Raw genomic sequence first — 24,866 nt, forward strand, 5'->3', positions numbered from 1 at the left:
GACCGGGCGCCGCCCTCGCGGTGTGTCCCGGCGGCCGGGCGGCGTGCTCCGGTGGTCAGGTACGGGTGCTCGCGGGCATCCGGCGTCCGACGTCCCACTCGTCGAACCACAGCTCGGTCTCGGACGGCCGGTAGGTGCCGTCCGGCGCCACCGTGTACTGCCGGTAGCGGTGGATCGCGGTGAGGTAGACGTGGACGGTGGCCGACCAGTGATCCTGTTCGTTGACCATCAGGTGCAGTTGCTTGTCGCGTTCGGGCAGTATCGGGCTGACCCGGCCGGGGACCAGGGCGAACTCGCTCGCGACGGTGAGCCCGACGCGCCCCTCACCCCGCGGCGTGAGGGCGTACTTGATCTCCCTCGTCTCGCCGGTGAGCGCGCTGACCACGCCGGTCGTGTCGTCGTGGTCGTGGACGGGGCTGCCCTGTCCCGGCCCCCAGAACACGAGGACGACCTGGTAGGCGTCGCGTGGGGAGTTCAGCAGCAGCCGCGTGTAGTTGCCGCTCGGCCGGTACTCCTCGGCGAAGCGCTGGTTCGCCGAGGAGGTGGTGAACGCGGCGAGCGCACGGGAGAGCCGGTCGGTGATCTCCTGCTGGGAGAGCTGGTCGGCTCGGCTCCTGGTCCGCGAGACCGCATCGATGAATGCGGTGACGTCCATGGGTCACCTCCGCTGGGGGTGGTCGGATGGCGAGGTGCGGGAATGCACGGGGTGCGCACCGGACATGGCGGCGCACACCGGCCGGCGCCGGACGCCGGAAGGGCCCGGCCGGTCCGCGCCGCGGGGGCGAGGGGGCCGGTGCGCGGGCGCACGCGGATGACGCGTGCCTGTGGCGTCAGGGTCCGGTGAAGAGGGTCCGCGAGGCCGTCGCGGAGCCGGTGGTGCCCGGTCGGGCCCCGGTGGGCCGGGGACGGGAACCGGTGTCCGGTGCCGCGGGACGCACGCGGCCGGATGGCGGTCCGGACACGGCGCCCCGCGGCGGGACGAAACGAAGGGCCGAGCGGCCCGTGACACGGACGGGCCCTCGCTGGACGGTCTCCCGGACACGCGGGACACGCGCGGGAGTTACGGAATCCCTCAGGCGCCTGGCGGGCGGCGCGGGCATCGCTCCTTCCACGGCCGTACCGGAGGCCGGCGGAAGCCACCGGTGGGAGGCGGGTGGTCTCACCCCTGGACGGGCTCGTCCGCGGTGTCGTGGCTCGGCAGTTCGCCGGAGGCGGCCACCGCGTCGCGCAGCGGTGCGCACAGCGCGATCAGCCGCTCGGCGCGCTCCGCGCCCAGCGCGCGGTACGGGGCGGCCGCGGCGGCGTCGGTCGCGGCCTCGATCCGCGACCGCAGGCGCTTGCCCTCCTCCGACAGGTGCCCGGTGGTGTCCAGGACACCCGCCTCGGTGAGCGCGGCGGTCTCCGCCTCCCAGGCGGCGGTGGACCAGTCGCGGTGCAGGCGGACCTGCTCCGCGGTGAACAGGCTCTGCCCGGTGGCGGTGTCGGTGATCAGCGCGGCGATGGCGCCGACACCGTGGCCGACCAACGCGGCGATGTGGCCGTCGCCGCGGTACTCACGCAGGAGCGTGAGGGCGTGCCACAACACCAGATGCGGCTCGCGGGGCCAGTCCAGCTCCGCGTGGGCCGCGTACAGGGGCCGGCCCTCCGGGGCGCACGCCTCGGCGGCCGTCCGCGCGAGCCGGGCCGCCTCGGCGACCTCCGGACCGCGCACCGTCTCCTCGCCGAGGACCCGGCGCAACGCCCGGTCCACGGCGGTCAGACGGGCCTGGGTCACCCGCTCGGGCGGGGCCAGATCCCACGCCCGGGGCAGGTGCCGGGCGATGAGCGCGGGGTTGAAGTTGAAGAACGCGGCTGCCACCGCGGCGGAGGAGGCGCGTCCGAGAGGGGCGGCGCGGCCGGCGAAGTACCCCATGTGACCCGGCTCCAGCCCGGCCGAGGTGAACTCCTCATCGACCTCGGGGGCGAAATAGCAGAGGAGATGTACCGGGTCCCCCACCTCATGGCAGCGCGATGCAATTAACGGGATCGAATCGCTGAACATGAAGGGGATGCTAGGTCTGCCCGCAGAGCGATGTCAACGTTCCTGAAAAGAACCGGCAAGGTGGGCTTAATGCAGGGCCCGGCGGGCAGAAAAAGCGCACGGCGTCCCGTTTTACTGACGCAATTCGGCCAGGCGATAAAGCCGCCCAACAGTCCGAAAGTCACTCGTCGCACCACGCGTCGGATGCCATACTCGACGCGACCTCCCCGTGCCCCGTATCGGCCTGCCACCTGGGCAAACGCCGAGTTCAAGGGTGCATTTCCCGCAGAGAGGCGGATGTGTTTCGGTGAATGCTGAAATAGATACGGCAAGCGGATTGTGTGACGTCGTCATCGTGGGTGCGCGGTGTGCGGGCGCACCACTGGGAATGCTGTTGGCCGCGCAGGGGTATGCCGTCGAAATCGTCGACCGAAACCCCGTGGGAGCCGACACGCTATCCACCCACTGGATAAGGTGGCCAGGCGTGAGGCAACTGCACGAATGGGGTCTCATTCCGGCACTGGAGAAATCCGGATGCCCGCCCGTCCGCAGCGTCTCGCTCGATTTCGAGGGCCAGGTGCTGGCGGGCGTACCGAAAGCGGGCCGGACGGAGGCGGTGACCTACGCGCCCCGGCGGACCGAACTGGACGCGCTGCTGGTGGCCGCCGCCCGCGCCCGGGGCGCACGGCTACGGGAATGCTTCTCGGTCACTGATCTCCTCGTCGAGAACGGCCGGGTCACGGGGGTGCGGGGGACGGGCCCGGACGGACCCGCCACCCTGCGCGCCCGGCTCGTCGTCGGCGCCGACGGCCGCAATTCCACCGTCGCGCGCCTGGCGGGCGCCCCCGTCACGGAGGACCGCGGCACCCTCGCCCGCAGTCTCTACGGCTACTGGTCGGGCGTCACCGAACCAGGGGTGAGAGTGGTGTTCCGCGGCAGGCGCGGCATCTCGCTGTGGCCCACGCACGGCGGCCTCACCGTGGTGTCGCTGATCTTCCCGCCCGAGGAGGCGCCCGGCCCCGGCCGCGCGGCGGAGTTCTACACCGACGCGCTGCGGGCGGTCCCCGAGGCCCAACAAGCCCTCAAGAGCGGGGCGTTGGTGACCGGGCCCCGGGCCGCCGCCGTCCGCAACGCCCGGCGGCGCGCCCACGGCCCGGGGTGGGTCCTGGCCGGGGACGCCGGCCACCACAAGGACCCGGTCTCGGCGCAGGGCATCTCCGACGCCTTCGCCGACGCCGCCGTCCTCGCCGACGCCCTCGGCCCCTCTCTCCCCGACGCCACCGCGCTCGACGAGGCGCTGGCCGGTTACGCCGCGACCCGCGACGCCCAGCGGCTGGCGGCCTTCGCCTACACCTGCGAACAGGCCGAACTGCGGCCCTTCGGCGCCGACTTCCTGGCCGATCTGGCCCGTACCGCCGCCGACGCGCAGGCCACCGAGGCGTTCGTGAACACCTTCGTCGGCTGCGACGCGCCGTCGGACGCGGGCTGGCTGGGCGAGTCCCACTAGTCCCACCAGGGCGTGTCCGCGGAGTCCCGCCTGCCTCGCGACGCCCGGCACGCACCCTCGCGGCGTTGCCGGGGTCACCCCGGTACACCCGGTACCGGGGTGACCCTCCGCCTTGCCAGGGCACGCACCGGGCGCCGCGGGGCCCGTCCTCCGGGCGAACGACGGGACGTCACGGACATGCCCCGGCGCCTCCTTCACCTCGCCGGGCGCGGTCACTGCGTCAGACCCGGGGGCAGCCCCAGGAACAGGCCCCCGCTGCTCTCGATGAGCTGGCCGGTGACCCACCTCGCGTCGTCCGAGGCGAGGAACGCCACGACATCGGCGACATCGGCGGGGGTGCCGATCCGGCCGAGCGCGGTCATGTCGATCACGACCTGCCTCGCCTCCGGCTGCTCCCGCCGATCCGCCGCGGTCAGATCGGTGTCCACGGCACCCGGGGCCACCGTGTTGACCGTGATGCCGCGCTCGCCCAGCAGATGCGCCAGCGTCCGGCCCATCGCCACCACCGCCGCCTTGGCCATCGTGTAGGCCACGTCCGAGACCGCGACCCGGACCGCCGCGGAGGAGACCGACACCACCCTGCCGCCGTCGGCGAGCAACGGCAGGGCGCGCTGGACCAGGAAGAACGGCGCCCGGGCGTTCACCGCGAACAGCGCGTCGAAGCTCTCGGGCGTGGTGGCCTCGAAGAACGTCCTGCTGAACCCCGCGTTGTTGACCAGCACATCGAGCCGGCCTCGGCCTCCCTCGGAGAACCGGGCGGCCGCCTCGGTCAGCAGCTCCTCCACCCCGGCGACCGTCGACAGATCGGCGCCCACGGCGAACGCCGCGCCACCGCGGTCGCGGATGCCCGCCACCGTGTCGTGCGCCGCCTGTGCGTCGTGTCCGTAATGGACCGCCACGCGCGCGCCGTCCGCCGCCAGCCGTTCGGCGATGCCGCGGCCGATGCCGCGCGAGGAACCGGTGACGAGTGCGGTGCGGCCTTGCAGATCGGGCATGGTGCTCCTCAGCTTGTCGGCCGGCCCACCGGGGCCGGGAAGGGCTGGTGCGCCGCGGCGCGCGCGGGCGTGATCAGGCCAGGGAGACCAGATCGGCGTAGGCGTCGCTCCACAGGTCCTCGTCCCCGTCGGGGAGGAGGAGGACGCGGTCGGGGCGCAGCGCCTCCACCGCGCCGCGGTCGTGGGTGACCATCACGACGGCGCCCGGATAATCGCCCACGGCGGCCAGGACCTCGTCGCGCGAGAGCGGGTCCAGGTTGTTCGTGGGCTCGTCGAGCAGCAGGACGTTCGCGCCGGAGTGGACCAGACAGGCCAGTGCCAGCCGGGTCTTCTCGCCGCCGGAGAGCACACCGGTGGGCTTGTCGGCGTCGTCACCGCGGAACAGGAACGCGCCGAGCACCTGCCGCACCTCGCCGTCGGTCAGCTCCGGCGCCGCGGACGCCAGCGACCGGAACACCGTCGCCGCGGGGTCGAGGGTCTCGTGCTCCTGCGCGAAGTACCCCAGACGCAGGGCGTGCCCGGGCACCACCCGGCCCCGGTCGGGTTGTTGCTCACCCGCCAGGAGGCGCAGCAGCGTGGTCTTCCCGGCGCCGTTGAGCCCGAGGACGACCAGCCGGCTGCCCCGGTCGACGGCGAGGTCGATCCCGTCGAAGACCGTGTGGTCGCCGTAGGACTTGGAGAGCCCGACGGCGGCCAGCGGGATGCGCCCGGACGGCTGCGGGGAGGGCAGCCGCACCCGCGCCACGCGTGCGGCCCGGTGGACCGGCTCCAGCTCCCGCAACAGGGTGTCGGCGCGGCGGGCCATGTTCTTCGCGGCCACCGCGGTCGCCACGTGCGAGCGCATCTTGTCCGCCTGGGTGCGCAGCGCCGCCGCCTTGCGTTCGGCGTTCGCCCGCTCCCTGGTGCGCCGGCGCTCGGCCGCGTCACGGTCGGCCAGATACCGCCGCCAGCCGGTGTTGTAGACGTCGATCGTGAGCCGCTCGGCGTCGAGGTGGAAGACGCGGTTCGCCACCGCCTCGACCAGTTCGTTGTCGTGGCTGATCATCAGCACTCCGCCGGGGAACCCGGCCAGGAACTCCCGCAGCCAGGCGATGGAGTCGGCGTCGAGATGGTTGGTGGGCTCGTCGAGCAGCAGGGTGTCCTGCTCGGCGAAGAGGATGCGCGCCAGTTCCACGCGGCGGCGCTGCCCGCCGGACAGCTCGCCCAGCCGCTGCGTCAGGACCCGGTCGGGCAGCCCCACACCGGCGGTCACCCGCCCGGACAGCGCTTCGGCCGCGTAGCCGCCGCGGACTTCGAACTCGTCCTGAGCCCGGGTGTAGGCACGCATGGCGCGATCCCGCTCCGCGTCGGTCCGCGCCTCGGCCATGGCGGTTTCGGCGGCGCGCAGCGCGGCGTTGGCGCGGTCCAGCCCGCGGGCGGCCAGGACCCGGTCGATGACCGTCTGGTCCTGATCGGCGCCGCGCGGGTCCTGGGCGAGGTAGCCGAGCGGTCCCGTCGTGGTGATGGTCCCGGCGGCGGGACGCAGGTCGCCCCCCATGGTGCGCATCAGCGTCGTCTTGCCCGCGCCGTTGCGCCCGATCAGGGCGACGCGATCGCCGGGGGCGATGTGGAAGTTGACGTCCGACAGCAGCAGACGTGCGCCGACACGCACATCGACGTTACGTACAGTGATCAATTTGTGCTCTCCGTGAGTTCCTGACGACAGACCTGTCCCCTGAAGCGGGAGGCGGTCGCTAGGAAACGCGCGGAGTGGACATGCGGGTCATGCTAGCGACCGGCGAACCGGGAGTGCCACGTAATTTCGGCGCGGGTGCGGGCAGGGCGCTCACGCCGCCACGGCCCGCCCCCGCACCGGAGTTGTCCGCGCGGCACCGGCCGCCGCCGCGGCGCAGACGGCCGCGGCCAGCAGGCCCAGCGACGCCATCCCGGCGCCGAAACCCGGACCCGCCGCGGTGGCGCCCACGAGCACCCCCGCCGCGCCCGTGCCCAGACCGGCCGCCGTGACATCGCTGATCTGGAGCGCCGAGGCGTTGCCGCCCGTCTCGTCCGCGGCGGACTGGTCCAGGACGAGCACGCCGGTGGTCGGCACGCACACCCCCATGCCCAGGCCGCCCGCGATCCACAGCGGGTACACCGGCCACGCCGGTACGCCCGGCAGGCAGGTGACCGCCACGCCCGCGAAGCAGCACGCCAGGGCGGCCAGCCCGCACCGCAGCAGTGCCGCCCGGCCCGGCGCGGTGAGCCGGCCCTGCGCCTGGGCCCCGGCCCACCAGCCGAGGGCCCCGGCCAGCAGCGGCAGGCCGGAGGCCACGGTCCCGAGCCCGTGCAGCGTGACCAGGGTGAGGGGAACGACCGACTCCACGGCGTAGAAGGCGCCCGCCAGCAGGCCGCGCAGCGCGACCACGGCGGGGACGCCGCGCCGCAGCCGCGCCGTACCCGGCGGCAGCAGCGCGCGCAGCCCCGCCCACAGCGCCGCCAGCCCCGCGGCCGACAGGAGCACGGCGGGGGCGGTCCGCCCGGCGGCCACGGCGCCGCCGCCCGACTGGAGTGCGACGACCCCGGCACCGGCGAGCAGCGCGAAGAGCGGTGTGCGGGAGCGGCCGACCGTCTCCCGGCCCGGGGGCCGCACGGTCCGCAGCGCGGGCCGCAGCGTCAGTCCGCCGCCCAGCACCAGCGGCACCAGGCCGAGGAAGACCCAACGCCACCCGGCGTGCGTGGTGACCGTGCCCGCGACGACCGGTCCGACCAGCGCCGGGAGCACATAGGCCGCGGAGATGATGGCCAGCGCCCGGGGCCGCAGCTCGGCCGGGTAGGCGAGGGCCACGAGCTGGAAGACCGCGATCGAGGCGAGGCCGACACCGAGCCCCTGCGCGCCCCGGCCCGCCACGAACACCGCCATGTGCCCCGCGGTCCCCGCCAGCAGCAGCCCGGCGGTGAACACGGCGATGCCGGTGAGCAGCGGGCGGCGCGGCCCGGCGCGGTCGCACCACTGGCCGGCCACGCCGAGGCCCACCAGGTTCATGACCAGAAAGGTGCTGAACGGCCAGCCGAAGAAGGCCAGTCCGTGCAGAGCGCGTACGGCGGCGGGCATGGCGGTGGCGACCGCGATGCCCTCGAAGGCGAACAGGCTGATGGCGGCGGCGATACCGATGCTGGTGAGCCGCCACCGCGGTGCGAAGACCCCGGGAGATCGTGTCACCGTCTCCCCCTCTCGATGCCGGGTGGCCGGCCGGGCGGGGCGCGAACCCGGCCCGCCCGGCCGGCCACTGCGGATGTCCGTACGGAATTGCCGTGCGGCGGGCCGCTACAGGCGGTGGGTGACCTGCTTGATGCGGGTGTAGGCCTCGAATCCGTACCGGGACAGGTCGTTGCTGTGGCCGGAGTTGCGGAAGCCGCCGTGCGGCAGTTCCGAGGGGAACTGCAGATGCGTGTTGACCCACACGGTGCCGTAGTCCAGCTCCGCCGTGAGCCGCATCGCCCGCCGGTGATCGGCGGTCCACACCGCCGAGGCGAGGCCGTACGACGAGGAGTTGGCCCGCCGCAGCGCCTCCTCCTCGTCGGCGCACCGCTCGACGGTGAGGACCGGCCCGAAGACCTCGGCGCCGGTGATGGCGTCGTCCGCCCGCACTCCGGCGACGACGGTCGGAGCGTAGAAGAAGCCCCGGTCCCCGGCCCGGTGGCCGCCGGTGACCACCTGGGCGTGCGGCGGCAGCGTGTCGATGTGCCGCTGGACCCGGGCCAGTTGCTCGGGGTTGTTCAGCGGCCCGTACGCGCTTTCGGGGTCCGACGGGGGGCCGGGGCGCCGGGCCGCCGCCTCGGCCGCGAGCGCCTCGACCAGCCGGTCGTGGACGGCGTCGACGGCCAGGACCCGGGTGGCGGCGGTGCAGTCCTGCCCCGCGTTGGCGACCGCGCCGGTGACGATGGTCCGCGCGGCCTCCGCGAGATCGGCGTCGGCGCAGACCAGCACCGGCGTCTTGCCGCCCAGTTCGAGATGGGTGCGCTTGAGCGTGGCGGCGGCCCGGGTGGCGACGTCCACCCCCGCCGCGACCGACCCGGTCAGCGAGACCGCGGCCGGCACCGGGTGCTCGACCATCAGCCGCCCGGTCGCGGGGCCGCCGCAGACGACGTTGAGCACGCCGGGCGGCAGCACCCGCGCGGCGGTGTCCGCGAGCAGCAGCGCCGACGAGGGGGTGGTCAGCGCGGGTTTGAGCACCACGCTGTTCCCCGCGGCGATGGCCGGGGCCGACTTCAGGACCGCCATCAGCAGCGGGAAGTTCCACGGGGCGAGCTGCGCGCAGACGCCCACCGGCTCCCGCCGGGTGTAGGAGGTGTGGTCCGGCGCGTACTCGCCGCCCGCCACGCCGTCGAGCAGCCGCGCGGCACCCGCGAAGAAGCGGATCTCGTCCACGACCCCGCCGATCTCCTCCGCGGCGTCCCGGCTCCCGGTGTCGCCGAGTTCGGCGTCGCGGAACTCGGCGGCCCGGCCGAGGACGGCGTCGGCCAGCTCCAGCAACGCGGCCTGGCGCTCGCCCGGCGTGGTCCGCGACCACGCGCCGAACGCCGCCGCAGCCGACCGCATCGCGCGGTCGACGTCGGCGGCTCCGGTACACGGCACCCGCAGGCGGGGGTCGCCGGTACAGGGATCGAGGATTTCGGCGTGCTCGGTATCGGCCGCGGGTGCGGTCCGTTCGCCGTCGATGACGTTGTGCGCGAGAGGTGTGGTCACGGGTGTTCTCCTGCCGCTCGGCCGGTCCGGTGCCGGGATGTCATGGATGCGCGGTCGTCGCCGGGTGCTCACTCGCCGCCGGTGACGTGCAGCGACGTGAAGCCGTGGAAGCCGAGGTTGTTGTTCCAGTTGGGCTCCTGGGGCGGGACGCGCAGCGCCGGCCACCTGCGGTACAGGGAGGTGAGCGCGATCCGCGTCGTCTGGCGCACCAGCGGGTCCCCGAAGCACAGGTGCCTGCCGATGCCGAACGTCAGATGCGGGTTGGGCAGCGGCCGGTCCAGGACCAGCTCGTCGGCGCGGTCGAAGACGTCCGCGTCGCGGTTGGCGGAGGCGACGTACAGCAGCAGGGGCTGCCCCTTGCGCAGCGGTATGACGGTGCCGTCGGAGGCGGTGTACTCGAAGTCCTCGGCGGCGATGCGCCCGACGAACGAGACCGGCGTGCACACCCGCAGCAGCTCCTCGACGGCCGGCCCGACCGTCTCCGGGCGCTGGAGCAGGTCCCGTTCGGCGCGGGGGACCGAGGCCAGGGCGTGCACGCTGTTGCCGATGAGGTAGCGGATGGACGCCACGCCCGCGAACAGCAGCAGCGCCGCCTGCGCGACCACGTCGCGCTCGGTGAAGCGGTGCCCGCGGACCTCGATCTCCCGCAGTTGGTGCAGCAGCCCGCCGGCGTCGCGGGAGCGGCGCGCGTTCTCCTCGGACGCCAGGAAGGCGGCGAGCTGCCGGGTGCTCTCCCGGGTCCGGCGCAGGTGGTCGACGGAGACCGAGGTGGAGCCGAAGAGGTGCGCGATGTCGTCGGTCCAGCGGTTGAGGTCGGCGTGCGCCTCGACCGGGACGCCGAGGACGTCGGCGATCACCATCGCCGGCAGGGGGAAGGCGAACTCCGAGATGAGGTCGAACCCGGCGGGGTCGACCCGGTCGAGCAGCCGGTCGACCAGCCCCTGGATGCGCGGTTCGAGGAACTCGTCGGTGAACGGCACATAGCCGCGGTTGGCCTGGCGGCGGTTGCGGGTGTGCTCGGCGCCGTCGTGGAACGCCAGCCAGCGGCGGTAGATGTCGAGCATGTCCGCGAACTCCTCGCGCTGCTCGTCCGGCAGGAAGCGCAAGGGGACCGCGGAGCGCGCGTTGGACAGCCGCTCGTCCTTCATCAGACGCGCGCAGTCGGCGTACCGGAACATCAGCCAGGTGCCGCCGAAGATCTTCCCGGACAGGTGGGCCGGTCTCCGCTCGCGCATCAGCGCGTAGAAGGAGAACGGGTCCTCGATGTATTCGACGTGGTTGTGGGAGAAGTCTTCGATGGATACGAGATCGATTGACACGGATGCAGCTCCCGAAAAGTCGGTGGGAGATAGGAGAGGCGCGGCCGCTATGGGCGCAGGGAGAATCAATGGCTCTCTCGGCGTCACCGTAAGGCACTTTTCTCCGGCGGATCAAGGCGCCTGTCGAAGCGTTCTTCCGAGAGGTCGGGATCCGGAATTCTCGGGCCGATGCGGCCATTTTTTCGGCCAGTTGCGGGGGCGCCGGATGGTGTTTGCGCGGCCTGCCGAGGACGGGACGGAATGCGACGGAGACGCCGATAGGGCCGCGCCGCGCCGCATCGGGAAAGTTTCTCCGGGCGCGCCGATCACGGGGCGCGGGGACCGGATATTGCCACCGGGCCGCCCGGTTTTCTGTCCGGATGACGGGGCGTCACTTTCCGGCCGCATCACCAAGGCGCCGTTGTTTCCGCGCGGGCGGCGGGGCAGTGTTCGGGGCGGTACGCGAGGTCGTCCGCCGCCGCCGGCACGGGGCGGCGCGGGTGTCCTGCGCGCTGCCGGTACGCCTTGCGGCGCGGCGGCAGAGGGCCTTGCGTGCCGGGATCGCCACGCCTAGCGTGGAAGCGTCACCGGCCCGCGGGAAGCGGTGCGCGCCCCAGAGCGCGGCGCCCTTCGGGGCCGGACGGCCGCCGCACGGCATTTCCGGGTCTGGCGGGACCCGGTCGCCGGTCCGGCCGCATTTTCCGACGTTGTCGCCCGGCAGGTCCGCGGGCGCGCGCCGTCCGCACGACACGGTCGTGCTCCGCGTTTTTCCGGTACGGCCGGTCCTGGTGTACATGGTGCGGTCAGGTCTGTCCTCGCATTCTCCGGCGGAAAGGGACGTGTGTTGTCACCAGTAGCTGATTCAGTAACCTCGGTCGGGCGTCGCGCATTTATCGACAGTGACGTTCTCGATATCGAGTGGGAGCGCGTATTCAAGCCGTCCTGGCAACTTCTCGGATTCGCCGGAGAGGTGCGCGAGCCGGGCGACTACATCGTGCGCACACTCGGCCGGGACGAAGTCGTCGTCATCCGCGGGGAAGACGGCACGGTCCGCGCGCTGCACAATTCCTGCACCCATCGCGGCACCCGGTTGTGCCGCGCGAGCCTGGGCAACACCGCGCATCTGCGGTGCAGTTATCACGGGTGGACCTTCGCCAATGACGGCCGCCTGGCAGGAGTTCCCGCGCTCCGGTCGGCCTATCCACCGGGCTTCGACCGCGCCGCCCACGACCTGCCCGCCGCACGCGTGGTCTCCCGGCGCGGCTTCCTCTTCGCCACCTGGGACGCGCGCGCCCCCGAACTGGAGGAGTACCTCGGCGAGATCGCCTGGTACCTCGACGCCCTCCTCGACTGCGGGGCGGGGGAGTGGGAGGTGTGCGGCCCGCCGCAGCGGGTGCGCACCCGGGGCAACTGGAAGATCCCCACGGACAACTTCGCCGGCGACGGCTACCACATGCGCACCACCCACCGGATAGCGCTCGACCAGGGCATCTACGGAGACACCCTCGCCGACGGCACGCGCGGGCGGGCCGGCACCGACCTCGTCGCCGTCAACATCGCCACCGCGGGCGGCCACAGCGTGCGCGCCGGCTACGTCGTCGAGGACGGGCGCTCCCTCGACGACCGCGATCCGGCCGCCCCGCAGTTCCCCGGCTACCCGCCGGAACGCTGGGCGGAACTGGCCGCCGCGCAAACCCCGGAGCAGGTGCGGTTCACCTCGCACTGCGAGGTCGCACACGGCGTGGTGTTCCCCAACACCGTCTTCCTCAGCGTCGCCCACGACCGCGCCGTCGGCGCCGACGACGACCCGCTCACCCGCTACCTCGTGGTCCGCTCCCATGTGCCGGTCAGCGCCCGCGAGACCGAATGCCTGTACTGGACGCTGGTGCCCACCGCCATGGACGCGGCATGGCGCCGCCGCTCCTACCGCTTCCAGGCCCGTACCCAGTCCGCGGGCGGCATCCTCTTCGAGATGGACGACTTCGAGAACTTCGCCCGTATCGACGCCGCCCTCGCCCGCTCGGCACCGGACCGCGCGGGCCCCGTGGACCTGACCCTGGGCACCGGCCGCACCATCCGCACGCCCGGCTTCCCCGGACCGGGCCGGGCCGAGACCGGCACCCTCAGCGAACACAACCAGCGTGCCTTCTACCGGCGTTGGTCAAAGCTGATGGGGGAGCTGCCGTGACCGGACCGCGGCACCCGCGCCGCCCGGAGCGGCCCGCCCCGCGCCCGGAGGACCTCGCGGACGGCCCGTTCCCCGACCGCGGCCCCCGCCTCGCCGCCCTCGACGCGGAGATCACCGCCCTCCTCACCGAGGAGTGCGCCGCGCTGGACGAGGGCGAGCACCGGCGCTGGCTGGACCTGCTCGACCCCGCCTTCCGCTACGAGATCCCCGTACCGCTGCTACGGGAGGACCCCGAGCTGCCCCGGCACAGCGGCTCGGCCGTGCTGTTCGAGGCCACCAAACGGGTGCTGGAGCTGAAGCTCGGGCGGACCGGGCTCCTCCAGGCGTGGTCGGACCGGCCCGCCGTCACCACCCGGCACTTCCTCGGCCCGGTACGGGTGTTCGGCACGCCCGTACCCGAAGTCGTCCGGGCCGACGCCAATCTGCTGGTCACCGGCGCCCGGGGCGTCGAGCACCCGGTACTCGTCACCGCCGCGCGCCAGGACCTCCTCCGGGAGAGCCGCGGGCGCCGGACGCTGCTGCGCAGGCGCGTCCTGATCGACGTGGAGGTCGCCACCCATGAACAGCTCTCCGTCATCTTCTGATCCCGGCCGCCGCGAGGACGCGCTGCTGTGCCGGGTGTCCGGCGAGTCGGCGTCGGTCGCCGTCCTGCTGCACCCGACCGGCAACGGACGGCGGCTGCGGCTGGTGTCCGAACGCACCGGCCTGAGCACCCTGCTCGACGCCACCGTCCTGGACGCGCTGTGCGCCCTGACGCCGTCGGCCGCCACCGCGCTGGTGCGCGCCGCCGTGCAGCGGGAGGTGCGCGGATGACGGCCGTCGCCTTCGAGCACATCGCACCGGCCACCCTCGGTGGCGCCCTGCGCGCGCTGGCCGCCCCCGGCCGGACGGCGACACCGCTGGCGGGCGGGCAGAGCCTCGTCCCGCTGCTCATGGAACGTCAGATCCGCCCCGACGTCGTCGTGGACCTGACCGGGGTGCCCGGCCTCGCCCGGATCACCGTCGGCCCCGACCGCGTCAGGATCGGCGCGATGACCACCCTGCGCACCCTGGAGCGGCACGCGGAACTGGCCGCGGCGCTGCCCGTACTGGGCCGGGCCGCCGCCGCGGTGGCCCATCCGCACATCCGCCGCCGCGCCACGCTGGGCGGTTCCCTGTGCCACGCGGCGCCGGCCGCGGAACTGCCCGCCGTCGCCGTCGCGCTCGGCGCCGAGGTGGTGCTGCGATCGCCGCGCGGCACCCGGTCGGTCCCCGCCGACCGCTTCGCCACCGGCGCCCACACCACGGTCCGCGCCCCGGACGAGGTGGCGACCGAGATCACCTTCCCCCGCGCCACGGGGCTCACCCACGAGTTCCACGAGCTGTGCGCGCGCGGCGACACCGGCTATCCGGTCGCCGGTGTGTGCCTGGGGCTGCGGAGCGGCGACGGGCGCGTGCGGGCCGCACGCGTGGTGGTCACCGGATGCGGCCACGTCCCCGTCCGGCTGCCCGGCGTCGAGGCCCGCCTGACGGGCCGTCCCGTCGCCGGACCGCACCCGGGCCTGATCGCCTCCCTCGTCGCGGAGGCGACCGGGCACCCGGGCCCCCCGGACGGCGCGTACCGCGCGGAGGTGGCCGGCGTCCTGCTGCTGCGGGCCCTCACGGCCCACACGGAAGGGGCGGCCCGGTGAACGTCCGGAGGATCACGATGCGCGTCAACGGCACCGTCCGCACCGCGGACGCCCCGCACCACACCACACTGGCCGACCATCTGCGCACCGCACTGCGGCTGACCGGCACCCATGTCGGCTGCGGCACCGGCGACTGCGGAGCCTGCGTCGTCCTGCTCGACGGCGAGCCGGTCTGCTCCTGTCTGGTGCTCGCGGTGCAGGCCGACGGCCGGGAGGTCGACACCGTCGAGGGCGTCGCGGACGGCGACCGCCCGGCCCGTGCCCAGCGCGCCCTCGTCGAGGAACACGGCCTGCAATGCGGTTTCTGCACCCCCGGACTGCTGGTGCGGATGGCCCACGCCGCCCGCCACGGCGGCGGCGAACGCGACGTCCTCGCCGGGCACCTGTGCCGCTGCACCGGCTACGAGGGCATCCGCACGGCCTGGCGCAAGGCCGCCGCCGAACCGGAGGGTGACCGGTGACCGTCGCCCACCGCCACATCGGCGAGCCCGTGCCGCCCCGCCACCACGACCGGCTCGTCCGCGGCCACGGCCGCTTCCTCGCCGACCTGCGCGCCGACGGCATGCTGCACGCCGCACTCGTCCGCAGCCCGCTCGCGCACGCCGAGATCACCGGCTTCGACGCCACCGCCGCCCGCCGCGACCCGCGCTGCGCCCTGATCCTCGGCCCCGACGACCTCGCGACCCGCACCGCTGCGATCCCCACGGCCTGGCGGCTGCCCGGCCGGCCCGAGGACACCATCCCCGTCGCCGTCCGCACCGCCCGCTACGCCGGGCAGCCGCTGGGCGTCGTCGTCGCGGACACCCCGACCGCGGCAGCGGACCTGGCCGAGGCCGTACGGCTCGGTCTCCGGCCGCTGCCGCCGGTCGCCACCGTCACCGACGCGCTCGCCGAAGGCGCCGCGCCCGTCGTACCCGGCACGACGGGCAACGAGGCCGGGCGCATCCGCTTCGGCTCCCCGCCCGAGGAACTGGCCGCCGCGTTCTCCCGGGCGGCGGTGGTCGTGGAACGCGCGTTCACCCTGCCGCGGCTCCACCACACCCCGCTGGAGCCGCGCGGTGTGCTCGCCGCGTACGACGTGGGCACCGGACTGCTCACCGTCCACGCCTCCACCCAGTCCCCGCACGCGATGCGGCAGGACCTCTGCGCCGTGCTGGGGCTGCGCGCGGACCGGGTGCGCGTCATCGCGCCCGACGTGGGCGGTTCGTTCGGCGGCAAGGTCCTGCTCCACCCGGACGAGGCCATGGTCTGCGCGGCGGCTCTCGCCCTGGGCGCCCCGGTGCGCTGGACGGAGTCACGCGCGGAGAACTTCACCGCCGCCTACCAGGGACGCGGCCAGCAGGCCACCGCCCGTCTCGCCGTCGCCGCGGACGGCCGGTTTCTCGCCTTCGACGCCGATGTCCTCGCCGACCTCGGCGCGTACGCCACCCAGGCGGGCAGCGGCCCGGCGCAGGTGACCGGCCTGACGCTCCAGGGCCCGTACCGTGCGGACGCCGCCGCGGCCACCGTCACCGGCGTCCACACCACCCGCGTCCCGACCGGCGCCTTCCGCGGGTACGGCATGCAGGAGGCGGCCTTCCTCCGCGAACGCCTCATCGACGAAGCGGCCCGCGAACTCGGCCTGCCCGCAACGGAGTTGCGCCTGCGTAACCTGCTCCGCCCCGAGGAGCTGCCGTACACCACCCACACCGGACTCACCTACGACAGCGGCGACTACGCCGCCGCCCTGCGCCGCGCCGCCGCCCTCGCCGACCGGCCGCGCCCACCGGACGAGCCATGGGTGCGCCGGGGCACCGCCGTCGTCGCCGCGGTGGAGATCGGCGCCTTCGCGCCCACCGCCCTGCTGGAGGCGTTCGGCATCGCGTGGAGCGGCTGGGAGGGGGTACGGCTGCGGATCAACCACGACGGGACCGTCACCGTGTACGCGGGCGTGATCGCCGTCGGCCAGGGCATCGAGACGAGCCTGGCGCAGATCGCCGCGGAGGGGCTGGGCATCCCGCTGGACTGGGTACGCGTCGAACTCGGCGACACCGACACCGCCCCGCACTCCGACCTGTCCGCCCAGGCGAGCCGGGCGCTGACACTCGCGGGCGGCGCGCTGATCACCGCCGCGCGACGACTCGCCGACCGGATGCGACGGCTCGCCGCCGCCTTCCTGGACACCGAACCCGAACGGGTCCGCACACGGATCGCGGCCACCGCCGCCCCGTCCTCACCCGACGCCGTCTTCCACACCCCCGAAGGCGCCCGCATCGCCTGGCGCGAGGTCGCCCACCGCGGCTACCGGGGCTGGGGGCGGCGCCGGCCCACCGACCCGATCCGGCTGGAGGAGTCGGTGGACTTCGACCCGCCGCAGCTCACCTTCGCCCACGGCGCGCATGCCGCCGAGGTCGCGGTCGACCTCGGCACCGGCCGCACCACCGTCACCGGCTACTGGGCCGTGCACGACAGCGGCGTCCTGGTCAACCCGCTGATCGCACACGGACAGATCGCCGGCGGCATCGCCCAGGGGCTGGGCCAGGCGCTCACCGAAGAGGCCACCGTGGACGCCGACGGCCTCCCCACCACCCGGTCGCTGCGCGAGTACACCCTGCCCGCGGCCCCGGACATCCCGGAGGAGTTCGTCATCGAACACACCTCGACCCCCAGCACGGTGATCCCCGGTGGCTTCAAGGGACTCGGCGAGGGCGGCACCCTCCTGCCGCCCGCGGCGGTCGCCTGCGCGCTCGCCGCCGCGGTCCCCGAGATCGCCCACACCCTCACCTCGCTCCCGCTCACCCCGCCGCGCGTACGTGCGGCGCTGCGGGCGGCGGGCCTCACCGCGGAAGGCGGTATCCGATGAACGGCACACACGGGACGACGGTGCGGCAGGCGGTCTTCGACCTGCTGCGCGCCGAGGGCATGACCACCGTCTTCGGCAACCCCGGGTCGCTGGAGTTGCCCATGCTCCGCGACTTCCCCGCCGACTTCCGCTACGTCCTCGGACTCCAGGAGTCGGTGGTGGTGGCGATGGCCGACGGATACGCCCAGGCCACCCACCGCCCCGCGCTGGTCAACCTGCACTCGGCGGCCGGGGTCGGGCACGCGATGGGCGCACTGTTCACCGCCCGCCGCAACCGGACGCCGCTGGTGGTCGTCGCCGGCCAGCAGGCCCGCTCGCTCCTGGAGGGCCACCCCTACCTGCTGTCGGAGGACGCGGTCACCCTGCCCCGCCCGTACGTCAAGCTCAGCCGCGAGCCCGCCCGCGCCGAGGACGTCCCGGCGGCCCTCGCCCGCGCCCGGTACCTCGCCACCGCCCCGCCGGCCGGACCGGTGCTCGTCTCCGTCCCCACCGACGACTGGGACCGCCCCGCCGAACCCGTCACGCCACGGCGGGTCAGCACCACCGTGGCCGCGGACCCCGCACTGCTCGCCACCGTCGGCGAGACCTTGGCGCGGGCCCAGTCGCCCGTGCTGATCGCGGGCGCCGGGGTCGACCGCGAGGGGGCCGTGCCCGATCTCGTGGCGCTGGCCGAGGCGCACCGTGCGCCGGTCTGGGCGGAGCCGATGTCCCACCGCTGCGCCTTCCCCGAGGAGCACCCGCTGTTCGCCGGCTTCCTGCCACCGGTGCGCGAGGAGATCGTGCGCACCCTGGCGGGCCACGACCTGGTCCTGTCGGTGGGCGCGCCGGTCTTCACCTACCACGTCGCCGGCAGCGGCCCGCACCTCCCGCCCGGCGCGGAACTCTGCCTTCTCACCGACGACCCCGAGCAGGCGGCCTGGTGCCCCGGCGGCACGGCCGTCCTCACCGGACTGGCCCCGGCGCTGCGCACCCTCGGCGGCCACCCGCCCCGGACACCGCGCACCCCGCCGCCCGCCCGCCGCCGCGCCGCGCCGCCCACGCCCTCCGCGACCGGCATCACCCAGGCCCACCTGGTGCACGCCCTCGCCGGGGAGCGCCCCGACGGCTGCGTCCTGGTGGAGGAGGCCCCCGGGACACGTCCGCTGATGTGCGCGCACCTGCCCAACCCGGGCCCGGAGAGCTTCTACACGACAGCCAGCGGCGCGCTCGGCCACGGTCTCCCCGCGGCGGTCGGCCAGGCGCTGGGCCGTCCCGGCACCCGCGTGCTCGCCGTGATCGGTGACGGCTCCGCCATGTACGCCGTTCAGGCCCTCTGGTCGGCCGCCCGGCTGCGCCTGCCCCTCACCGTCGTCGTGGTGAACAACCGCCGCTACGCCACGGTGGACGCCTTCGCCGAGCGGTTCGGCATGGCGAGGCCGGTCGGCACGGACCTCGGCGGGCTGGACTTCGTCGCCCTCGCCACCGGCCAGGGGTGCGCCGCCGCGCGGGTCGAGGCCCCCGGCGACCTCGTCCCCGCGCTGCGCACCGCCCTGACCGCCACCGGCCCCTACCTGCTCGACGTGGTGGTCGAGGAGTGAGCGGTGGCCCGGGGGGTGTCCGGGAAGTCCCGCCGTCCGCCCGGAGGACGAGGCGGGCGGGACTTCCCGGACACGCCCTACCGCACGGCCAGTCCGCCGTCGGGCCGCAGCACCTCGCCGGTCATCCCCGCCGCCTCGGAGGAAGCCAGGAAGCGGTAGAGCGGCGCGATCCGCTCGGCACTCAACATCACGCCCAGCGGGTTGAACTCCCGTACCTTGGCGCCGATGTCACCGGCGTCGGCGAAGACGGGGCGGCCGTCCACGGTCCGCAGCCCGGTCACGACGCCGCCCGGGGCCACCGCGTTGACCCGCACCGCGGGCGCGAGGTCGGCGGCCAGGTGGCGCACCACCCCGAGCGCCGCGTGCTTGGCGGCGGCGTACGCCAGGCCCGCGCCGTTGCCACGGACGAGGAAGGACGCGTCGGAGAGGGTGAAGACCATCGCGCCCCCGCTGTCGGTGAGCGGTCCGGCGGCGGCCCGCGCGCCGAGCAGATAGCCGACCACGTTGACGTCCAGGACGTGCCCGGCGAGCGCGGAGAGCGCGGCGCCGTCGAGGTCGCGCACCCCGGCCCCGCCGTCGTGCACCCCGGCGTTGCCGACGAAGAGGTCCAGCCGCCCGAAGCGGGACAGGGCGACCTTCACCACCGAGTCGTTCGCCTCGGGGTCGCGTACGTCACCGGCCACCCACCGCACCCGGTCACCGGCCGGTTCCTCGGGGGCGCCGCGGTCGAGCACCACGACGCGGTAGCCGTGCGCCGCCAGATCGGCCACCACGGCGCGCCCGATGCCGGACGCGCCGCCCGTCACCACGGCGACGGGCCCCCCTTCCGCCCCCGGGCCGCCGTGCCGCTCCGTCCGTCCGTCTTCACCCGTTGCCAATTCGCCCTCTCCCTCCGCTCGTCGCGTACACCGTTCGGCCGCTCCCCGCCCGGTCACACCGGCGGCGGCTGCCACAGACCGGTGTCCGGGCAGCCGCGCAGGCTCGCCGAGACCGCGTCGTCACGGGGCGACGCCACGCCCCAGGTGTCGCTGGTCTGGGCGTTGGCGGGGTAGACGCGGGGCGTCCATGTGTGGTCCGGGTCGATCCGCTGCATTCCCGTCGTGTATTCGGCCACGAACCGGGAACTGGGCTCCTGGAAATAGGTGAAGGTGTTCATCCCGACTCCGTGCCGTCCAGGACCCCACAGCGGCGCATAGCCCTTTTTCGTCATGGTGCCGGTCGCCCGCATGAATTCATCGATGCCGCGCAATTCGAAGGCGACGTGGTTCAGCGACACATGCGGGGCGCGGGTGAAAGCGAGAATATGGTGGGCCGGGCCGGAGCGGAGGAATACCATGATGTCCTCCACCCAGTCGGTGACCTGGAGGCCGAAAACGGAGCGGTAGAACGCCAGGGCGGCCGGCATATCGGCCGAATTGAGCACCACATGGCTGATGCCGGTCGGCCTGCCCTCGCCCGCCTCGACGGGCCGGAACGCCCGCACCGCCGCCCCGCAGGCCACCTCGACGGTACGGCCCTCGCAGTCGAGGCACCGGAAACGGTAGCCGCCACCCGCGTCGTCGCAGGTGGCGGGCGTGGTGAGGAGACGGCCTCGCGGGTGGGCGGCCACCCGCTCGGCGATCTCGTCCACGGCGCGCTCGTCGGTCGCGGCCAGACACAGCAGATCCACCCGCGGCGCGGCGGTGGCCCGCAGCCGCAGGACGTGGTCGTCCTGGCAACCAGCTCCGAGGAATACCCGGTCCGCATCGGTGCCGACGAGATCCAACTGCCAGTGTTTCTCAAAGAATTCCCGGGCGGCGCCCAGGTCGGGTACGCCGAGTGCCACACTCCGGACATGGGTGATCATCGCAAATGCGCCCCCAGACTTGTCTCGGGTGGTTTCGATATGAGAGTACCGGCGCCCCGGGGGAAAGGAACATCTGATTCGGCCCTTCTGTGTGCGGCCCCGCCTTTTGGAAACAGGGCGCGCGGGCCTCCTTTCGGCACCGTAATTACTGGTACCGGCACTTCGCCGGGGCACGCACGGGGGCCGGCGCATCGTGGCCGGGACCGGGGCGCCGGAAAACGCGGGAGGCGGTGGCCGCGGCCACCGCCTCCCTGTCGTCCGGACCGGGGGTCAGCTCTCCGCCGACCGGCTCCGGGACGGGAGCAGGTAGCTCAGCGCGAAGGTGACGGCGAGCAGCGCGACGCTGATCCACATGGTGGTGGCGAACGCCGGTCCCGCGTCCCGGGCGAGTTGGTGGGTGCGGTCGGGCTGCGGGTGGAAGTAGAGGGTCCCGAAGAGGGCGACGCCGAGGGAGGCGGCGACCTGGATGACCGTGTTGAACAGCCCGGACCCGCTGCCCACATGCCGCTCGGGGACGTCCTGAAGGGTGAGCTGGGCCAGCGGCGCCACGGCCAGACCCGCGCCGGAACCGGCGACGAACACACCGGGTACGAACGCCGCCCACGGGGTGTCAGGGGTGGCCGCGTGCGCGGTGACGCCGAGGACGCCCAGCCCCGCGGCCATGACGACGAGGCCGGTCTGTACGGTCCCGCGGCCGATGCGCGGCATGAGGACGGTGGCACCGAGAGTGGCGAAGCCCGCGTTGGCGATCGGCCAGGCCAGCATCAGCACACCGACCGTCAGCGGGGTGAACCCCAGCCCGGCCTGCAGGAGTTGGAGCAGGGTGAAGAAGAATCCCATCATCGGCAGGAAGATCAGGAACTCGACCAGCAGTCCGCCGCCGACCGAAGGGATACGCAGCAGCGAGACCTCCACCAGCGGCGACCGGTCCGCGGCAGAGAGCGTGCGCTGAGTGCGGTGGAAGAGGGCCAGGACGAGCACGCCGGCGGCGAACGCCGCGTAGCTCCACGCGGGCCAGGTGCCGCGGTCGCTGGCGAGCGTCAGCGGGTAGAGCACGAGCAGCAGCCCGATCCCGGAGAGCGCGACACCCGGCAGGTCGAGGCGGGGCCGCGTGGTGGCGCGGGCCTCGGGCAGGACGCGCCAGGCGGCGAACACCGCCACGACGCCGACCGGGACATTGATCAGGAAGACCGCGCGCCAGCCGAGTCCCGGCCAACCCGACTCCAGCAACAGGGCGCCCAGGATGGGGCCGAGGGCGGCGGCGAGGCTGGAGAGGGACGAGAACGCGGCCATGGCCCGACCGCGTTCGTGCGGCGCGTACAGCAGTTGGATCTGGGAGAGGACCTGCGGGATCATCGCCGCCCCGAACAGTCCCTGGAGCACGCGGGCGGCGACCAGCAGCCCGGCCGTGGGGGCGGCGCCGCACAGCGCGGAGGCGGCCGTGAACCCGGCCATGCCGATGAGGAAGACGCGCTTGTAGCCGTAGAGGTCGCCCAGCCGGGCACCGGTGATGACCCCCAGGGCGAAGGCCAGCGTGTATCCGGCGAGCACCCATTCGATCTGGGCGGCGGAGGCGTGCAGTTCGGTGCGGATGGTCGGCAGCGCGATATTGGCGATCGTCGCGTCCAGCAGGTCCATGAAAGCGGCCAGCAGCACGATGATCAGCGTGATGGTGCGCCGGCGCCCGGCCGGAGCCGACCGGGGCGGGGCGGATGTGGTGACGGACAACGTCGTGCCCTTCGGAATGTCGCAGAGATCGGTGGAATGACGGCACGTCCGCGGTGCGCGGTCGTGCCGCAGGGGCGGGGCGGCCCGCAGGCCCCCGCCGGTGGAGGACGGAACCGTCGAACGGGTTCGGCCGGAGGACGCCGGTGGTCAGCTACGGACGACCGGCCGCCCGCGCGGCGCCGCAACGGCGTCCGGGCAACAGGAAGAGGGGGGCTTCGGCCGGCACATGGCCGCGCGTGGCCCGACGTGAAGAGTCATCACGAGGAAACGCTCCGAGAGGCGAAACAGACACACTTGTGGCGTGAAAGCGGGTCCGCAGCTAGGAAACTCGGGGCGTAGACACGCCTCTACGGTAGCCGACCGCGGGCCGAAGCGGCCCGTTGCCACCCTCGCGGCCACCGCCGGTGCTCCTCGCGCCACTCAGGCCGACACCTGACATGTACGACTCCGCGTCGCACTTCGAAGCGGTTGACGCCCCGCTCGACGGCATTGCGTCGCTCGTGGGTCTCACGGCCGAAAGCCTGCGACCTGCCGCCCTGGTGCCACGACGCGGCGGTGCCACGTGGGTCGGCCGGAGCAGTGGTTCTCGACGGGTTCCGGGGTCAGTTGGTGCTCATCCGGCCCACGGGCGGCAACCAGAAAAAGGGCGTCGCCGAGAGGCGGCGGGAAAAGGGCGGGCGCGCGCCGACGGGGCGTTGGCAGGATGTGCGCGCTCCGAACCCGAGGGGACGGACCCGACAACCGTGGCTCGTGCCATCACTCTGATCCGTTCCGCCGCCCTGTCCGACGTCGCCGAGTACGCCTACGCGGCCACGGCGCCCGCCGGCTTCCACCCCCTCGCGCAACCATCTCCTGCCCGAAGCGTCCGCCCCGCCCGCGGCCACGTCGATGGAGCTGGGTGCCACGCTCCTGATCCGGAGCTCTGAAAACAAGGCCAGCGCCGATGGGCGCCTGGGAGCGCTCATCGGCATGGCGAGGTGCAGCGCCCATGACGGTGTCAGTTCGTCCTCGACGCTGCGGTTCGGCTACTCGACATTCACGCCGAGAGGGAACTTGCCGTCTTTTGTATGCCGCGTTCTGGGGCCGACCTTCAACACTTCCACCTCTGCGCCGGCTCTCTCCGGGGCCTTCAGCGGGGATTGCTTACTGTCCACCACTACGCTCACGCCCTGCCCACCGCTGAATACGCCGGAAGCCTGAGCCACGACGCCCGACGAGTTCACGTAGTAGCCGGCCGTATCGATGATGCTGTTGTTCACGCAGTCCGAAAAAACCCATTCAATGGGCACGAACCATAGCCAATGGTTATTCCCGTCGTGCCCGAGGCTCACCTTATTTTTGAACCAGATGGCGACATAATTTTCCAGTTGCGCGGACGCGGTGTAACTCACGTCGTAGCTTGCCGTGTTGATGGTCATCCATGTATGCACTTGCGACTGTTTAGGGACGACGACTGGGACGTCTACGCTCCAGGTCTGCTCTTCGGTTTTCGTGGTGGTCTCGGATTTGGTGAGTTCGAGATTCATGGTGAATTTTGCGCCGACCTTGGCAACTCCAGGGATTTCCACCTCGGTAGAGAGCTCCACACCCGTTTTGAGGGTTTTGGAAGTTGTCATCGAGAAGGCTTTCGCGGTTTTTGAGGTGTAGTTGTACCTGACCGTCTGGGCTGCGTCCGTCTGGTTCCTGTAGGTGATGTCGTTGGTGTGGAGCTCCCCTGGCGCCGGCTTCGCGTCGGGATCGTATTCGATTTCCAGGAATTTCTGCGTCACCTGGTATTGATGGTAAGCGCTGAGGCTCGACTGGGAGTCGTAGTTGGTGCTTGCCGTGTAGTCATAGCCTCCGGATTCCGGGTACTTTTCGGTGGCCATCCAGTTCCCCCACGCATTTGTGATCTCCTGGAGCGAGTAAACCATTACGGTGATCCTTTCTTCTCGATCATCAGCCGGGCCGGCGACACGCATCGGGCGCCCGTCCTTCAGGAGCTGTTCCGTTCACCGGAAGAAGTGAGCTTCGCCGACATGGCGCCTGAGCGTGAAGTGACGTGCGGAGGGCAGCATGGGCTCGTAAAGCCGGCGCCCGGGAGTATCCCTGCACGCTGGTGCGGCTGCCGTACCCCTTGCCGTGAAGAATTCACCCGATCGAATCGAAGGGAAGTATTTTCACGCCCATGGTGGGGGAGCAGGTTTTCTCGGTCGTCGGCTTGATTCCTCGATGCGGAATGCTTTGGTCAGGGCTTGAGTTCCGACAGGACGCAGCCCCGGCCGTGAGATCTGCGTGACCGTCGCCGTGGACGGCACGGTGAGGCGCAGTTACGGGATCGCTCAGGCGAGGGGAGACGGTCATGCAGACCCCGAAGGCCGGGCGCCCCGTTGCGGGGTTCGTGGAAGGTGAGGGGCACGACGGCGCTGTTCATCCGCCTGGGCGCATGCGGAGCGCGGCGCGGGACCCGTCGTGCCGAGACCACTCCGC

Annotated in this window: 19 protein-coding genes and 1 pseudogene; 9 read left to right on the top strand and 11 right to left on the bottom strand. The window is 73.1% G+C overall.

Features of this window, described 5'->3' with window-relative positions; translation table 11 throughout:
- Positions 1–55: 55 nt before the first annotated feature.
- Together ACGH2B_RS29220 and ACGH2B_RS29225 are read right to left on the bottom strand one after the other, a co-directional pair.
- Positions 56–655 carry a cysteine dioxygenase gene (locus ACGH2B_RS29220; RefSeq protein WP_399096412.1) on the bottom strand — a complete coding sequence of 200 codons (600 nt, stop codon included), beginning with the start codon at positions 653–655 and terminating at the stop codon, positions 56–58.
- Between the two features lie 504 nt (positions 656–1,159).
- The gene (locus ACGH2B_RS29225; RefSeq protein ID WP_399096415.1) at positions 1,160–2,041 is read right to left on the bottom strand and encodes a hypothetical protein; all 882 of its coding nucleotides are present in this window, start codon (positions 2,039–2,041) and stop codon (positions 1,160–1,162) included.
- A 286-nt stretch (positions 2,042–2,327) separates the two neighbouring features.
- Between ACGH2B_RS29225 and ACGH2B_RS29230 the strand changes: the two genes are divergently transcribed.
- On the top strand, positions 2,328–3,527 hold the full coding sequence (locus ACGH2B_RS29230) for an FAD-dependent monooxygenase (protein ID WP_399096418.1): 1,200 nt from the start codon (positions 2,328–2,330) through the stop codon (positions 3,525–3,527).
- Positions 3,528–3,739: 212 nt separating this feature from the next.
- Here ACGH2B_RS29230 and ACGH2B_RS29235 read toward each other — a convergent pair whose 3' ends face one another.
- The 5 genes from ACGH2B_RS29235 to ACGH2B_RS29255 all read right to left on the bottom strand — a co-directional run bounded on the left by ACGH2B_RS29235 (position 3,740) and on the right by ACGH2B_RS29255 (position 10,567).
- Positions 3,740–4,522, bottom strand: a complete 783-nt coding sequence (locus ACGH2B_RS29235) for an SDR family NAD(P)-dependent oxidoreductase (RefSeq protein ID WP_399096421.1) — start codon at positions 4,520–4,522, stop codon at positions 3,740–3,742.
- Positions 4,523–4,595: 73 nt separating this feature from the next.
- Complete coding sequence (locus tag ACGH2B_RS29240) at positions 4,596–6,197, bottom strand: ABC-F family ATP-binding cassette domain-containing protein (protein ID WP_399096424.1); 1,602 nt, start codon at positions 6,195–6,197, stop codon at positions 4,596–4,598.
- A 150-nt stretch (positions 6,198–6,347) separates the two neighbouring features.
- Positions 6,348–7,721, bottom strand: a complete 1,374-nt coding sequence (locus ACGH2B_RS29245) for an MFS transporter (protein ID WP_399096427.1) — start codon at positions 7,719–7,721, stop codon at positions 6,348–6,350.
- Between the two features lie 105 nt (positions 7,722–7,826).
- Entirely contained in the window at positions 7,827–9,248 is a 1,422-nt protein-coding gene (locus ACGH2B_RS29250; protein ID WP_399096430.1) for an aldehyde dehydrogenase family protein, read from the bottom strand.
- 68 nt (positions 9,249–9,316) lie between these two features.
- Positions 9,317–10,567, bottom strand: a complete 1,251-nt coding sequence (locus tag ACGH2B_RS29255) for a cytochrome P450 (protein ID WP_399096433.1) — start codon at positions 10,565–10,567, stop codon at positions 9,317–9,319.
- Positions 10,568–11,387: 820 nt separating this feature from the next.
- On the opposite strand from ACGH2B_RS29255, the gene ACGH2B_RS29260 reads away from it, so the two are divergent.
- From ACGH2B_RS29260 to mdlC, 7 genes are read left to right on the top strand one after another with little or no spacing between them, the layout of a single operon-like run.
- The gene (locus ACGH2B_RS29260) at positions 11,388–12,734 is read left to right on the top strand and encodes a Rieske 2Fe-2S domain-containing protein (RefSeq protein ID WP_399096436.1); all 1,347 of its coding nucleotides are present in this window, start codon (positions 11,388–11,390) and stop codon (positions 12,732–12,734) included.
- Entirely contained in the window at positions 12,731–13,318 is a 588-nt protein-coding gene (locus tag ACGH2B_RS29265) for an aromatic-ring-hydroxylating dioxygenase subunit beta (RefSeq protein ID WP_399096439.1), read from the top strand. Before ACGH2B_RS29260 ends, ACGH2B_RS29265 begins: the two co-directional genes overlap by 4 nt.
- Positions 13,293–13,547 carry a hypothetical protein gene (locus ACGH2B_RS29270; RefSeq protein WP_399096442.1) on the top strand — a complete coding sequence of 85 codons (255 nt, stop codon included), beginning with the start codon at positions 13,293–13,295 and terminating at the stop codon, positions 13,545–13,547. Before ACGH2B_RS29265 ends, ACGH2B_RS29270 begins: the two co-directional genes overlap by 26 nt.
- Entirely contained in the window at positions 13,544–14,404 is an 861-nt protein-coding gene (locus tag ACGH2B_RS29275) for an FAD binding domain-containing protein (RefSeq protein WP_399096445.1), read from the top strand. Before ACGH2B_RS29270 ends, ACGH2B_RS29275 begins: the two co-directional genes overlap by 4 nt.
- The gene (locus ACGH2B_RS29280; RefSeq protein WP_399096448.1) at positions 14,401–14,865 is read left to right on the top strand and encodes a (2Fe-2S)-binding protein; all 465 of its coding nucleotides are present in this window, start codon (positions 14,401–14,403) and stop codon (positions 14,863–14,865) included. The genes ACGH2B_RS29275 and ACGH2B_RS29280 overlap by 4 nt, the downstream gene beginning before the upstream one ends.
- Positions 14,862–17,246 carry a xanthine dehydrogenase family protein molybdopterin-binding subunit gene (locus ACGH2B_RS29285; RefSeq protein WP_399096451.1) on the top strand — a complete coding sequence of 795 codons (2,385 nt, stop codon included), beginning with the start codon at positions 14,862–14,864 and terminating at the stop codon, positions 17,244–17,246. The genes ACGH2B_RS29280 and ACGH2B_RS29285 overlap by 4 nt, the downstream gene beginning before the upstream one ends.
- Positions 17,243–18,823, top strand: a complete 1,581-nt coding sequence (mdlC, locus tag ACGH2B_RS29290; protein ID WP_399096454.1) for a benzoylformate decarboxylase — start codon at positions 17,243–17,245, stop codon at positions 18,821–18,823. Before ACGH2B_RS29285 ends, mdlC begins: the two co-directional genes overlap by 4 nt.
- A 77-nt stretch (positions 18,824–18,900) precedes the next feature.
- Here the strand turns inward: mdlC and ACGH2B_RS29295 are convergent, their stop codons facing one another.
- The 3 genes from ACGH2B_RS29295 to ACGH2B_RS29305 all read right to left on the bottom strand — a co-directional run bounded on the left by ACGH2B_RS29295 (position 18,901) and on the right by ACGH2B_RS29305 (position 22,397).
- Positions 18,901–19,701: an SDR family oxidoreductase gene (locus ACGH2B_RS29295; RefSeq protein WP_399096457.1), complete on the bottom strand. Its 801-nt coding sequence runs from the start codon at positions 19,699–19,701 to the stop codon at positions 18,901–18,903.
- Positions 19,702–19,754: 53 nt separating this feature from the next.
- Entirely contained in the window at positions 19,755–20,669 is a 915-nt protein-coding gene (locus tag ACGH2B_RS29300; RefSeq protein ID WP_399096460.1) for a VOC family protein, read from the bottom strand.
- Between the two features lie 270 nt (positions 20,670–20,939).
- A complete protein-coding gene (locus ACGH2B_RS29305; RefSeq protein WP_399096462.1) occupies positions 20,940–22,397 on the bottom strand; it encodes a DHA2 family efflux MFS transporter permease subunit in 1,458 nt (485 codons plus the stop codon).
- A 743-nt stretch (positions 22,398–23,140) separates the two neighbouring features.
- Here ACGH2B_RS29305 and ACGH2B_RS29310 point away from each other — a divergent pair.
- Positions 23,141–23,221: pseudogene (locus ACGH2B_RS29310) on the top strand (RidA family protein); the annotation flags it as partial.
- A gap of 201 nt (positions 23,222–23,422) precedes the next feature.
- On the opposite strand, the gene ACGH2B_RS29315 reads toward ACGH2B_RS29310, so the two are convergent.
- Positions 23,423–24,358, bottom strand: a complete 936-nt coding sequence (locus tag ACGH2B_RS29315) for an ETX/MTX2 family pore-forming toxin (protein ID WP_399096465.1) — start codon at positions 24,356–24,358, stop codon at positions 23,423–23,425.
- Positions 24,359–24,866 lie beyond the last annotated feature (508 nt).

Origin of the sequence: Streptomyces sp. BBFR2, from assembly GCF_044497305.1 — a bacterium.
Lineage (GTDB): Bacteria > Actinomycetota > Actinomycetes > Streptomycetales > Streptomycetaceae > Streptomyces.